Source organism: Anaerobacillus alkalidiazotrophicus, assembly GCF_001866055.1.
On sequence record NZ_MLQS01000001.1, the window covers coordinates 1,146,011 to 1,160,057 of the forward strand.

At 34.0% G+C, this 14,047-nt stretch carries 13 protein-coding genes; 10 read left to right on the plus strand and 3 right to left on the minus strand.

The features are described from left to right. The first annotated feature begins 102 nt into the window (after positions 1–102). The 9 genes from BKP45_RS05535 to BKP45_RS05575 all read left to right on the plus strand — a co-directional run bounded on the left by BKP45_RS05535 (position 103) and on the right by BKP45_RS05575 (position 9,782). Positions 103–246: a YqzL family protein gene (locus tag BKP45_RS05535; protein ID WP_071308687.1), complete on the plus strand. Its 144-nt coding sequence runs from the start codon at positions 103–105 to the stop codon at positions 244–246. Between the two features lie 37 nt (positions 247–283). Further along, positions 284–1,033 (plus strand): DNA repair protein RecO, encoded by a 750-nt coding sequence (recO, locus tag BKP45_RS05540; RefSeq protein WP_071388702.1) that lies wholly within the window; start codon positions 284–286, stop codon positions 1,031–1,033. Positions 1,034–1,790: 757 nt separating this feature from the next. Next, a complete protein-coding gene (locus BKP45_RS05545) occupies positions 1,791–2,435 on the plus strand; it encodes a helix-turn-helix transcriptional regulator (protein WP_071388703.1) in 645 nt (214 codons plus the stop codon). A gap of 94 nt (positions 2,436–2,529) precedes the next feature. After that, complete coding sequence (locus BKP45_RS05550; RefSeq protein WP_071388704.1) at positions 2,530–3,345, plus strand: pyruvate, water dikinase regulatory protein; 816 nt, start codon at positions 2,530–2,532, stop codon at positions 3,343–3,345. A gap of 648 nt (positions 3,346–3,993) precedes the next feature. Then, a complete protein-coding gene (locus BKP45_RS05555; RefSeq protein WP_071388705.1) occupies positions 3,994–4,455 on the plus strand; it encodes a YaiI/YqxD family protein in 462 nt (153 codons plus the stop codon). A gap of 66 nt (positions 4,456–4,521) precedes the next feature. After that, on the plus strand, positions 4,522–6,330 hold the full coding sequence (dnaG, locus tag BKP45_RS05560) for a DNA primase (protein WP_071388706.1): 1,809 nt from the start codon (positions 4,522–4,524) through the stop codon (positions 6,328–6,330). 108 nt (positions 6,331–6,438) lie between these two features. Then, complete coding sequence (gene rpoD / locus BKP45_RS05565) at positions 6,439–7,554, plus strand: RNA polymerase sigma factor RpoD (protein WP_071388707.1); 1,116 nt, start codon at positions 6,439–6,441, stop codon at positions 7,552–7,554. A 402-nt stretch (positions 7,555–7,956) separates the two neighbouring features. After that, positions 7,957–8,664, plus strand: coding sequence for a tRNA (adenine(22)-N(1))-methyltransferase (locus BKP45_RS05570; protein WP_071388708.1), 708 nt, complete (start codon positions 7,957–7,959; stop codon positions 8,662–8,664). Further along, positions 8,661–9,782, plus strand: coding sequence for a Nif3-like dinuclear metal center hexameric protein (locus BKP45_RS05575; protein WP_071388709.1), 1,122 nt, complete (start codon positions 8,661–8,663; stop codon positions 9,780–9,782). The genes BKP45_RS05570 and BKP45_RS05575 overlap by 4 nt, the downstream gene beginning before the upstream one ends. Before the next feature lie 26 nt (positions 9,783–9,808). On the opposite strand, the gene BKP45_RS05580 is transcribed toward BKP45_RS05575, so the two are convergent. The 3 genes from BKP45_RS05580 to vrrA form a co-directional block, all read right to left on the minus strand. Then, positions 9,809–10,750 (minus strand): 4-hydroxy-3-methylbut-2-enyl diphosphate reductase, encoded by a 942-nt coding sequence (locus BKP45_RS05580; RefSeq protein WP_071388710.1) that lies wholly within the window; start codon positions 10,748–10,750, stop codon positions 9,809–9,811. Between the two features lie 286 nt (positions 10,751–11,036). Then, a complete protein-coding gene (locus BKP45_RS05585) occupies positions 11,037–11,534 on the minus strand; it encodes a CarD family transcriptional regulator (RefSeq protein WP_071388711.1) in 498 nt (165 codons plus the stop codon). A 343-nt stretch (positions 11,535–11,877) separates the two neighbouring features. Then, positions 11,878–12,438, minus strand: a complete 561-nt coding sequence (gene vrrA, locus BKP45_RS05595) for a VrrA/YqfQ family protein (RefSeq protein WP_071388713.1) — start codon at positions 12,436–12,438, stop codon at positions 11,878–11,880. A 253-nt stretch (positions 12,439–12,691) separates the two neighbouring features. Between vrrA and BKP45_RS05600 the strand changes: the two genes are divergently transcribed. Further along, entirely contained in the window at positions 12,692–14,029 is a 1,338-nt protein-coding gene (locus BKP45_RS05600; RefSeq protein ID WP_071388714.1) for a DEAD/DEAH box helicase, read from the plus strand. The last annotated feature ends 18 nt before the right edge of the window (positions 14,030–14,047 follow it).

Genomic DNA, 14,047 nt, shown 5'->3' on the forward strand with positions numbered 1-14,047 from the left:
CTTTCGTAAAACGAAGCCAAGTTCTAATAAGGGTCAATGATTAAAAAATTCCTGTTATTAGTACAAAATCAAGTTTCTCGAAAAGAAAGGTGGAGTTCTCTTATGTTAGATTTTTCCTGGAAGGTATTTTCGATGACTGGAAGCGTCGATACTTACTTAATTATGAAGGAAATTGAAAGAGACACTAATGAACCAACGGAGGAGTTTACAGAGAAGCTAGATGAAATAGACACTCCTACAAATTGATCTAATTGCGATTCTTTAATGGCGCGGTGATCAAATAATGTTACAAAAAGTAGAGGGAATAGTAATACGTACAACCGATTATGGAGAGGCGAATAAGATACTGACATTATATACTCGTGAGTTGGGAAAAATTGGTGTGATGGCTCGAGGGGCAAAACGTCCTAAGAGTCGTCTTTCTTCTATTTCTCAATTATTTACTCATGGTACCTATGTTTTTCAAAAGACAACAGGGCTAGGTGTATTAAATCAGGGCGAAATTATAAATTCATTTCGCGATTTACGAGCAGATATATTTTTAACCGCCTATGGGGCCTACATTGTTGAGCTGTTGGATAAACTAACAGAACAAAATGAAATTAATCCTTATTTATATGAATTGCTTTTTCAAATAATCAAATATATAGATGAGGGATATGATTACGAAATTCTAACGAGGATTTTTGAAATGAAAATGCTTAAAGTAGCTGGGGTTGGAATACACATTGACGGTTGTGCTCATTGTGGTGCGCAGGAGGGAGAATTTTCCTTTTCAATAAAAGAAGGTGGTTTTATATGTCACCGTTGTCTACACATTGATGAGAAAGCTTTAAAAATTACTACGTCAAGTGCAAAGCTGTTACGTTTATTTTATTATTTTGATTTACATCGGTTAGGGGCAATTTCAGTGAAACCAGAAACAAAATCACAATTAAAGCAAATATTAGAAACTTATTATGATGAATATTCTGGCTTACATTTAAAAAGTAGACGTTTTTTGAGTCAATTAAGTAAAATGCAATTAGATTAGTAAAAATATTACCCTTTTTATTGGATTTATTTCGAAGTAGCGAATTAACCTCTAACAAGGGTTTTTTTAATAAAGTATATATAACTTCCTATTGGGAAAGCTGACTACCATCTCTGCGTGCGTGATCGTTCACATATAGACTAGCTTCATAATATTAATTAACTGCTTCATGATGTTTTACTTAGAGGCATTAGCTATAAAGTTTTGTTTGTTACATATACTTCTACATCTTGCGCTTGTGGCCATAATATTTGGGTCTTTTCTTATTCTCTATGAAAAACCTCCAATTTAGTATATAATTATCGAAAAAAGTAATTAGCAAATCAAATGGAAATTTAGATGTACCTTTATCTAAGCTATATCTTTTCTATAATAAGTTGTTATGGACAAGAAATTATGAACTAAAATGAAAATATAGGGAAAAATAAATATCCTTTTTCTTTTACTACAAGGTAAGAAGTATAAAATTTATAACTTAGAAACTGTCTATCTAGCGCAAGCAGCCTACGAGCTCGGTAACTTCAGTCAAGCAACTGACTTCAATTACCTCTTGAAATCCTTCGTTGATTAGCTTCATGCAGCTTTGCTCCTGCGGTTACTCGTCGCACAAAACACTGCTTCGAGGAAGCTTAGCTTACTACGAAGCAGTACTTGGAGACGCAGAAGCACGTAAAAAGCCATAAAGCGGCATCTGTCAAAGGCCTTCCAGTGCTTATCGCTCGTGACCAAGGCCCTTGTGCCTTTCTAATGTTTTGAGGTGGTGAGAACAATCGAATTAAATACAAGGCAAGAACGTATTTTACAAATTGTCAAAGATAGTGGTCCGATAACAGGAGAACAAATTGCCGAGAAGTTGTCTTTGACAAGAGCCACATTAAGGCCAGACTTAGCGATATTAACTATGGCGGGTTATTTAGATGCTAGACCTAGAGTAGGATATTTTTATTCTGGTAAAAGTGGAACACAACTTTTGGCTGAAAAAATTAATTTGTTAACGGTTCAAAAATATCAATCGATTCCTGTTGTTGTCACTGATTCTTCCTCGGTGTATGATGCAATTTGTATGATGTTTTTAGAGGATGTTGGAACTCTTTTTGTTGTTGACCACTCATCTAATCTTATTGGTGTATTGTCTAGAAAGGATTTATTACGGGCAAGTATTGGAAAACAAATGCTTGAATCGATCCCAGTTAGTATTATTATGACTAGAATGCCAAATATAGCGTTCTGTTTTAAAGAGGATTTAGTTATAGATGTAGCAAAGAAACTAATCGAAAAACAAATTGATGCACTCCCTGTTGTGAAAACAGTAGACGGGATAAAATATGAAGTTATCGGAAGAATTACAAAAACAAATATTACAAAAGCTTTGGTAGACTTGGCTAATGACGAATTGCTATAGATAAAACTCAATCTTATATATATATGTTTAGTCCCTAGTGTTGAAAAGTTATTAAAGTAAACATATAAATATAATTTAATAAATGGAGGTAAGGATGCAAATAATTAAGAAACGCCCAATAGTATATGTAATCTCAGATTCTGTCGGTGAAACCGCAGAATTAGTAGTAAAAGCAGCAGCTAGCCAATTCAATCATTCAAATATAGATATCAGACGTATTCCTTATGTTGAAGATGAAGAAACGATCGAAGAAGTAGTTACGTTAGCACAAGAAGTAAATGCCATCATAGCATTTACATTGGTTATCCCTGAGAAAAAACAATATTTACTAGAACTAGCAGAAAAAGCTAGAGTAACCACAGTTGATATTATGGGTCCAATGATAAATAAACTACAAGAATTAACTAAAAAAGAACCACGTTATGAACCGGGGTTAGTACATAAATTAGATGAAGATTATTTTAGAAAAGTTGAAGCTATTGAATTTGCCGTAAAATACGATGATGGAAGAGATCCAAGAGGCATTATGAGAGCCGATGTGGTTTTAGTTGGTGTATCTAGGACATCTAAAACACCATTATCACAATACTTGGCACATAAACGTTTAAAGGTAGCAAATGTTCCCTTAGTTCCGGAAGTAGAGCCACCTTCAGAATTATTTTCTATTTCACCGAAAAAGTGTATAGGTTTAACTATTAGTCCAGAAAAATTAAATGATATCCGCTCTGAGCGATTAAAAGCTTTAGGTTTAAAGGCAGAAGCTAATTATGCGAATATGGAACGAATTAGAACAGAATTAGCATATGCAGAAGGAATTATGAATAAAATCGGTTGTCCTGTTATAAATGTTTCTAACAAAGCGGTTGAAGAAACTGCAAATTTAATTTGGAATATGTTTAATGGTAAATAAAGTACAGAGAGTCTATCCCTCTGTACTTTTTACTTTGTAAGGTAAGAAAGAATAAAATTCCTTACTTGGAAACTGTCTAGCTCCAGGCGCCTACGAGCTCGGTCACTTCAGGCCTTTTCCGAAGCCAAAGAGCGGCTTCTGTCAAAGGCCTTCCAGTGCCTATCGCTCGTGACCAAGGCGCTTGCGCTTTTCTTGTAAAATGAGACCATAAGTATTTTATTTTTATAATACAGAGTGAATGCCATTAAGATACAAATAACTTGAGTAGGTGCGGTCTCAGCTCCATATAAATCATGTGGATTGTTTAAATAGGATTATCAAATCCATCTAGTTAAAAAAGCATATTAGACCATTAAAAGTAAAAAAATATGGCTAGAATAGGGAAATTAGCTTATAATGAAATTTTGTGATTAAAAAATGCGAATATTTTTGGGTAGGAACAAATAAATTAAAAAAGTCAAGATTTATTCTGATGTTTTTGGTAATGATAGTAAAAGGAAGTTAGTCTTTTCCCTCTTTCAGAAGTTTATCATCGTTTAGTATGTCAACAACTAAAGCTACAATGAAATTGTGAGTGTATTGGTAGGTTAATTTTGCTTACAAAGATTAAAAAGAAGGAATTCCATAGGAGTTGTAGAATAGTCAATTATGCGAAATGGTGAAAAAGTTGTTTATGTAGATGCTGATGCTTGCCCTGTGAAAGATGAGATTGAGGCTCTTTGTGAAAAGTACAAAAGGAAAGTTATTTTTGTAGCTTCCTACGCACATATGATAAATCGACAAAAAAACTCGATTACAATTATGGTCGATTCTCGGAGGGAAGAGGCCGATCTCTATATTGTAAACCATTGTAGAAAGGGTGATATTGTAGTAACCCAGGATCATGGATTAGCAGCTTTGCTTTTACCTAAAAAAGTCTTGGCTATTTCACCTCGAGGAAAACTCTTCAATGAAGATAACATAGATGAACTTCTATATGTCAGACATCTTGGGCAAAAGCAAAGGAGAGCAGGGATGAAAACAAAAGGTCCAAATAAATTTACAAATGATGATATTTTAAAATTTTGTCAGGAATTCGAAAAAATTTTGTCAACAGAAGAAGGAATTTAGCAAAATAACTCGAATTAATATACTCTAACCTTTATGCTAAATAGGAAAAGAGAATGGTGAGTAAAAATGGGAAGTAGAATTTCTGAAGAAAAGATCGAAAAAATAAGAAATTCTGTAGACATTGTTGATGTAATAAGTGAATATGTTCAATTAAAGAAACAAGGTAGAAATCTAATAGGGTTATGTCCATTTCATGGAGAGAATACACCGAGTTTTTCCGTTTCTCCTGAAAAACAATTGTACCACTGTTTTGGTTGCGGTGTTGGGGGGAATACCTTTTCTTTTGTTATGGCAATTGAGGGTTATGAATTTTTAGATGCAGTAAAGCATATTGCGAAAAGATCAAATATCCAATTACCAGAACTAGAAAAGAATGAAAAAACAACACTTTCTAATGAAAATAACACGATGATAGCTGGTAATGAATTAGCTGGAAAGTTATTTCACCACTTATTAGTTAATAGTGAACAAGGAATTAATGCTTTGCATTATTTGCAACAGAGAGGTTTTACTAATGAAATGATTAATACCTTTTCAATTGGCTATGCTCCAGACTCTTGGGAAACGCTAGTTAATTTTTTTGAAAAGAGAAATGTCCCATTAGATTTAATGGAGAAAGTTGGACTCCTCTCTAAACGAGATTTTGATGGTAAATTATTTGACCGTTTTAGAAATCGTGTAATATTTCCGATATGGAATAAAGAAGGAAAAGTAATTGGTTTTGGTGGAAGAGTTCTAGGGAATGAGCAACCTAAGTACTTAAACAGTGCAGACTCAATAATATTTAATAAGAGTACGATTGTTTATGGTTTACACATTGCTAGGCCTGAGATGAGAAAGAAAAATGAAGCTGTGCTCTTTGAAGGTTATGTCGATGTTATAAGTGCATGGCAAGCTGGAGTGAAAAATGGGGTTGCTACTTTAGGAACGGCTCTAACTAATGAACAAGCAAAACTCATTAGGAGAAATGCTGAGACTGTAATCATTTGTTATGATTCTGATAATGCTGGATTAAAAGCGACCTACAGAGCTATAAGTATTCTTGAGGCAAACAATTGTTATGTAAAAGTTGCGAGGCTTCCGGAAGGTTACGATCCCGATGATTACATACAAAAAAAAGGTTCCGAAAAGTTTCGGTCAGAAGTATTAATAGCGAATCAAACAACAATGGCGTTCAAGATGGGCTTTCTTAGAAAAGGCAGAAACCTTCAAAATGAAGGAGAAAGAATGAAGTACATAGAGGATGTCCTCTTGGAAATCACAAAACTTTCTAATGCTATTGAGCGAGACCATTATACTAGGCAATTAGCTGAGGAATTTTCTCTATCTCTCGATGCTTTGAAACAGGAATTATACCGTATTTACAAAATAGGTAAACAGAAAAATCCGAGTCGAGAAAATACTAACACTTTAAAAATGAAAGGTAGTTTTACAAAACAAAAAAGACTATTACCAGCATTTCATAATGCAGAGAGAATTCTTCTTGCATTTATGATGAAGGATATTAACGTTGCAAGTAAAGTACAAGAAAAAATTGGTGGTAATTTTAATATTGATGAATATCATGCAATTGTAGCGCATTTATATGCATATTATGGAGAAGGAAACGAACCTAATTCAAGTCATTTTATTCAAAAATTAAACGATGAGAAATTGGCCAGAATTGCCACTGAAATTGCGATGATGACAATAAGTGAAGAATTGTCGGAGCAGGAATTAAGTGATTATATAAAGCAAATTAATAACTACCCAAAGGTAATTGAAATTGAAAGTAAAGAAAAAGCACGTAAAGAAGCAGAAAACAGAGGGGACTATCCAATGGCTGCCAAAATAGCCATGGAGATTCTTCAAATGAAAAAGGAATTAAAGCATTAATGCTTTTATTATATATATATAAATTACATCTGCTCTAATACTAACAACAGTTCAAGTTGTTTGGTTAATTATAGATTTGTAGTTGAATTTTTGGAAGGAGGGGGTCGTATGGCAGAAAAACCAGTTCGCCCAGTGGCAGAAGGAGAAATGTCAATCGATCAAGTAAAGGACCAATTAGTAGAACTCGGCAAAAAACGAGGTGTTCTAGCGTATGCCGAAATAACAGAAAAGCTAGCTGTATTTGATCAAGATTCGGATCAAATGGACGAGTTCTTTGAATATTTAGGTGATCAAGGTATCGAGGTATTAAATGAATCAGATGATATACCAAATATTGCTGAAGTTGCAAAAGAAGAAGAGTTTGATTTAAATGATTTAAGCGTTCCACCAGGGATTAAGATTAATGATCCTGTTCGTATGTATTTGAAAGAAATCGGCCGTGTACCACTACTCTCTGCTGAGGAAGAGATTCAATTAGCTAAGAAAATTGAAACTGGGGATGAAGAGGCAAAGAGAAGATTAGCTGAGGCAAACTTAAGACTCGTTGTAAGTATTGCAAAACGTTATGTAGGTAGAGGAATGTTGTTTCTTGATTTAATTCAAGAAGGAAATATGGGCTTAATTAAGGCTGTTGAAAAGTTTGACTATGAAAAAGGATATAAATTTAGTACGTATGCTACATGGTGGATCCGTCAGGCAATTACGCGTGCAATTGCTGACCAGGCAAGAACAATAAGAATTCCAGTTCATATGGTTGAGACAATTAATAAATTAATCCGTGTACAACGTCAGTTACTTCAGGATTTAGGGCGAGAACCAACACCAGAGGAAGTTTCTGCTGAAATGGATCTAACACCTGAAAAGGTCAGAGAGATATTAAAAATTGCACAAGAACCAGTTTCTCTAGAGACTCCTATAGGTGAAGAGGATGACTCTCATTTAGGTGACTTTATTGAAGACCAAGAAGCATTAGCTCCATCTGATGCTGCAGCTTATGAATTATTAAAAGAGCAGTTAGAAGATGTTTTAGATACATTAACTGATAGAGAAGAAAATGTACTCCGTCTTCGCTTTGGACTAGATGATGGGCGTACTCGAACTCTAGAAGAAGTAGGAAAAGTGTTCGGTGTAACCCGTGAGAGAATACGTCAAATAGAAGCTAAAGCCCTACGTAAACTCCGTCATCCGAGTAGAAGCAAACGCCTTAAAGATTTCTTAGAATAATGACTATGAGAGGTTTACTTCTTTTCTGAAGTAAACCTTTTTATATCAACGAAAGAAAGTTTAATTTATTTAGTTTAATGAATTTCATATCCATCATTCTTGCCACTAAGATGCTATATCCAGTTGCGTTGAAACCGTTCGTAACTAGATATAGATTTATGTAGCTCGTTTTTAGTAATTATGAAATTCACTCAGTTATATAAAATTTAAAAGTTAGAAAGTTGTCTAGCTCCAACGCCCGTGCTTCTTTAATGTGAATTACATTTCTTGTCATTTATTTTACTGACTTTTTTAATGTTTTGCAAACGTCCTTAAGATTTTTGTCAGGATTCACATTAGATTGCATCTAAGTACAGAAACAATTAAGATATTTATGAAACTACATAAAATAGGTGATTGTAAATGAATGAGAGTATTTTATCAAAACGTTTAGAAATGGTAGCAAATAAAATTCCTCAAGGAAGTAGGCTAGCTGATATAGGTTCAGACCATGCTTATTTACCTTGTTTTGCATTTAGAAAAGGGATCATTACTTCTGCAATTGCAGGAGAAGTAAATGAAGGTCCATTCCAATCAGCGGTTGAACAAGTACGTAAACTAAATTATCAGGGTGATATTTCTGTTCGAAAAGGTAATGGATTAGAAGTTATAAAAACAGGGGAAGTAGACGTTATTACTATTGCTGGTATGGGGGGACCGTTAATATCTAATATTTTAGAAGCAGGTAAAGAAAAGCTTTCGGAAGTAAGTCGACTAATCTTGCAGCCGAATGTAGCTGCCAATAAAGTTAGGGATTGGTTAGTAAAAAATAACTGGTTGCTAATTGGTGAGGAAATTATTGAGGAAGATGGGGTCATTTATGAAATCCTAGTAGCAGATAGACAGGGAACAAGCCCTTATAGTGAGGAAAATTACCAATTAGAAATTTTATTGGGTCCTTTTTTGATGAAAAATAGAAATGAATCGTTTGTTAAAAAATGGAAAACCGAAGTGGTTGAATGGAAAAAAATCGTTAAGCAATTTGATAAAGCGAAACCTACCTTAGAAGTTCTAAAGAAAAAACAAGAACTATTGGAGAAAATCAATGAAGTAGAGGAGGTATTGAGTTGACAAAGTTAGTAAATGGTCAAGCTATAATACAAGCTTTTGAAAGATGGTCCCCGAAATCTTTGGCAGTGGATGGGGATAAAATAGGATTGCAAATAGGGACTCTAAACAAACCAATAAAAAAAGTAATGGTTGTATTAGACCTATTAGAGTCAGTTGTTGATGAAGCGATTAAAGAAGAAGTTGATTTAATCATAGCTCACCATCCGATAATTTTTCGTCCATTAAAAGCGATACAGACAGATCGACCATATGGAAGAGTTGTAGAAAAATTAATTAAACACGATATTACTGTATATACTGCACATACAAATTTAGATGTTACGAATGGTGGAGTCAATGATTTATTGGCAGAAAAGCTAAGGTTAGAAAATATTGATTTGTTAGCTCCGACAACGGAACTCAAATTAAAGAAGCTAGTAGTTTTTGTTCCAAAGGACCATGCGAATCAAGTGAGAGAAGCCTTAGCTACTGCAGGTGCTGGGTATATTGGAGACTATAGTCATTGTACATTTAATTCTGAGGGCATCGGTACATTTAAACCTGAATCTGGTACAAATCCATTTATCGGAGCACAAGGGAAATTAGAAAAAGTAGAAGAAATTAAAATTGAAACGATATTTCCAATAAACATTCAAAATAAGGTTATCTCAAGTTTAATTAAAGCTCATCCATACGAGGAAGTAGCCTATGATATTTATCCATTAGATAATAAAGGTGAGCTATTGGGATTAGGAAGAGTAGGATATTTGCCAGAAGAAATGTCGTTAAAAGAATTTGCTATTTTTGTAAAAAAGGCTTTTGATGTAGATGGATTGCGTGTAGTTGGTAATTTAGATGAGAAAGTAAGAAAGGTAGCGGTTCTAGGTGGTGATGGGAATAAATATGTATCTCAAGCCCAGTTTAAAGGTGCTGATGTTTTTGTAACTGGTGACGTTTATTATCATGTAGCTCATGATGCAATGATGGACGGACTAAATTTAGTTGATCCTGGTCACAATATAGAAAAAATTATGAAGGAAGCGGTAAAAAATTATTTAGCTCAATTTATTTTAGAAAATAAATATGACACAAAAGTAATTTCTTCAAATCTTAATACCGATCCTTTTACCTTTTTGTAAGAGAAAAACGGGCAATTTTGCCCGTTTTACTTGCTTTTTACTTTTGGTAGGATTTTATTTATTGGTATTTTTTTCTCGATTTTCCATGTCGATGGATCATTTTTGTTAAACTTCTCTAAAAAGCTAATAACTTCTTTTGTTATTGGCGTTGGTGTAGAGGCCCCACTAGTTACAGCAACTTTTTTTATTCCTTTGAGCCAATCAATGTTTAATTCTAGAATGTCAGAAATTCGATATGCTTTTGTTCCGGAGATCTCCTCGGAAACTTGGGCTAATCGATTGGAGTTGTTGCTTTTTGGATCGCCAACAACAATAAGTAGATCTGCTTCTTTTGCTTGCTCAGCTACTGCTTCTTGTCTTACTTGAGTAGCTAGGCAAATTTCATTATGGATTTCTGACTTTGGGTATTTTTCTAAAGCGGCTTTCATAATATGGGACACATCCCATTGGCTCATGGTTGTTTGATTTGTAATAATAATCTTATCATTCGTTATATTTAAATTATTCACATCATTAATATTTTCAACAAGATGTACATGGTTTGGAGCTACTCCAATTGCACCTTCTGGTTCAGGATGACCCTTTTTACCAATATAAACAACATCGTACCCTTCACTTGTTTTTTCTTTAATTAAATCATGGGTTTTTGTGACGTCAGGACATGTTGCATCGACAGTAGTTAGACCTTTCTCTTTTGCTAATTTACGTACTTCAGGGGAAATCCCATGAGCAGTAAAAATAACAGTACCTTTGTTAACTTTATTAAGTATTTCAAGACGGTTAGGCCCATCTAATGTTATTACGCCATCTTCTGAAAAAGCATCAGTTACATGTTTATTATGAACAATCATACCTAATATATAAATTGGCTTAGGTAGGTCTAAGTTTTTTGCTGCTTGTCTAGCTAATACCATTGCATCAACAACACCGTAACAATAGCCACGAGGTGATATTTTGATTACTTCCATTTAATGTGCCTCCTCCAATGTTCACTTTTACTATTATAATTTAATTATTTAATTATAAGCAATAAATTTGCTAAAACAGTTTTTAGCTAAATGGATTTATGAATAAATCTTTTGTTACAACAAGAAAAGCGCAAGCGCCTTGGTCACGAGTGATAGGCGCTGCAGCTAGACAGTTTCCAAGTTAGGAATTTATAAATTCTGATTATGTGAAAAAAACACCCTTATAAAAAGGATGTTCTTTACTTGAAAAGTAAGGAAATTCTAAAGTTAGACGTTTGTGCTATTGTCATGCTCCTTGAGAAATTTGAATATTTTTATCAATAAATTCGTAAGCTTCTTCCTCGGTCATATTGTTTGCAAGTATTAATTCACTTACAATAAATTGCTTAGCTTTATCCAAATTCTTACGGTCTTGAATATGGAGACCATTAGTGCGTTCGAATTCTTTTAGGCTTAAATTAGCAATTACATGTGCAGCATCAATAATATTTCCTGACTTTAATAAATTTTCGTTTTCCCTAGAATATTGTTTAGGGTTTTCATTTTTTGTTTGAACGCCGTTTTGAAGTGCATAAATAAGTTCATCTAGTTGATTTTCTTCAATAACCTTTCTTAAACCAGAGCTGTTTATCCTATCTTCTGGAAGCATTAAAGTAACATCATTTAAGGGGAAATATAAAACATAATAAGAAATTTTTTCCCCTAAAACCTCCTTTACTTCGATATCTCGAATTGTACCAGCACCATGATATGGATATACGACGTGATCACCTACATTGAACATAAACATACCTCCAAACGTTTTCTAATACGGTAGAAACAACTATTCTCCAATCAAACAAACTGTAAATTTGGAAATTTCACATAAGAGTTTGAGAATAGAACAGTACAAATAAAGCGGAGCATAGTATGTAAAAAACAGTGGCTTTTTACAATGAAGATTTTTGAGGATAAAAACAGTATACCATATTTGTTTGAAAAAGAAAAATTTTACAACAATTCCCTGTTTTATGCCTACTCCTATAGTATGTTCAAACAATATAAAAATATGTATAAAAAAAGAGAATGGCTCAAAAGGATTACTATAGATACCTTAAATTTGAGTCATTCTCAATTAGTTATGATAGTTAAATATAGAGCTTAGGTGCTGGAATTCCGTTTATAATCTCTTTTTTGGGTTTCTTTTTTTTAGATCTTGCTAGTTTATTTTTATTAGGACTCGGCTTCTTTTTCGAAACTTTTTTCTTTTTAATTGTAAATTCTTTTTTGTTAGTAGAAGTTTTTTTCTTCGTTTTTTTCTCAATATTTTTATGAATTTCATCTTTTACTGCAACGTCTTCTGGTGCACTATTTTCTTCTTCGTTCGAACTTCCGCTATTCCTCATCATACTAACTATAGCAGGTAATTGTTTAACTAGTGGTCCGTATTGTTGAACAAGAGGACTTACTTGTTGAAAGATTCCTATTGCTTTTTGTGCATTTTGTAACATTCCAGCTATATTTGATAAACCGCCTCCACCAGCCTGAGCTCCACTGAATAACTTCGATAAAAATCCCCCCGACTGTGCAACTCCTTGCTGGATTGGAATATTGCTGAGCTGCCCTGCAGCCCCAGGTGAAAATCCTCTAGAAAATAACGAAGTAGCTGGAGCATAGGGTGGTATTTGTGGTGTTGGCATTGGATACATTGGCTCCATCCTTTCATAAATACAAAATTCTCTACAATTAGGTATATGCATGTGTCTAATCGGATGTGCCACTCGTTGAGTTACAACAAATTTTTATGTCATAATTAGATTGTTGGTTTTTGATTTTTGTGAAAAGAATGGTATAGTATAAAGTCTAGGATACTAATGATAGGTACTATCAAATGAGCGGATAGAGACTATATATTTTTATTATTTAGGAAATTAAACTCTAGATTGAGGTAGGAGAATGTATATGAGTAACAAATCAAATTTCGAAAGATTTAACTTAAAGCCGTTTATTATTGAAGCTTTAAATGAACAACGTTTTAAAATGCCAACTGAAATTCAAGAACGACTAATCCCAGCGATTATTTCAGGGAAAGATGTAATTGGTCAATCGCAAACAGGGTCAGGAAAAACTTTAGCTTTTCTAATACCTTTAGTAGAACGCATTGATGTAACAAAAGAAGAAGTACAAGCAGTCATAACTGCACCAACAAGAGAGTTAGCAGGACAAATTTTTCAGGAATTAGAAAAGCTTCTACTCTTATCTAAAGAAGAAATAGCTGCAAAGCTCATTGTTGGCGGTACGGATCGTTTACGTACGATTGAAAAGTTAAAAAAACAACCTCAAATTGTTGTAGGTACACCTGGAAGAGTTTTGGATTTAATAGAGGAACAGGCTTTAAAAGTCTATACTTCACCAATGCTAGTAGTTGACGAAGCCGATCAAATGTTAGATATGGGCTTTATTGAAGAAGTTGATAAGATTGCTGCACGTATGGCTGAACAGCTTCAAATGCTTGTTTTCTCAGCGACTGTACCAGAAAAACTACAACCGTTCTTAAGAAAGTACATGAATAATCCACGTCATGTACAAGTAAATCCAGAGAAAACTACGGCTGAAAAAATTGAGCATTATTTACTTCCACTGAGACATAGAAACAGAATCAATCTAGTTATGGAGGTAGCAAAGCTATATAATCCTTATTTTGCGATTATTTTTGCAAATACGAAGGAACAAGTAGATGAAATTGCTGATGCCTTAATACAAGAAGGACTAAATGTTGATAGAATTCACGGTGGCTTAAATCCACGACAGCGTAAACAGGTGATGAAAGATGTTAATTCAGCGAAAATTCAATACTTAGTAGCAACCGACCTAGCTGCTAGAGGAATAGATATAAAGGGAGTTACTCATATCATTAATTTTGAACTTCCGAGAAATGATCTTGATTGGTATGTTCATCGTGTAGGCCGTTCTGCGCGTGCTGGGGAATCTGGAGTTGCCTTAACTATTTATGATGAAAAAGATGATCAATCTATTGAAAAGCTTATGAATCGCAAAATCAACTTTAAATTTGTCGATATAAAAAATGGTGAATGGATTGAATTAGAAAATAAATTAAAACGTAAAGTACGAAAAAAAATCCCATCAACTCCTATAGCTACAAGGAAAGCGACTGCCCCTGCCACGGGAGGTAAAGCTAAAGCAAAGCCAAAAGGAGTAAAGCCTGGCTATAAGAAAAAAGCAAGGTGGGAGCAAGAAAAACAGGAGCAACGAAATAGACGTAAAAATAGAAAAAAATAAAAAGGAGATTATGAGAGG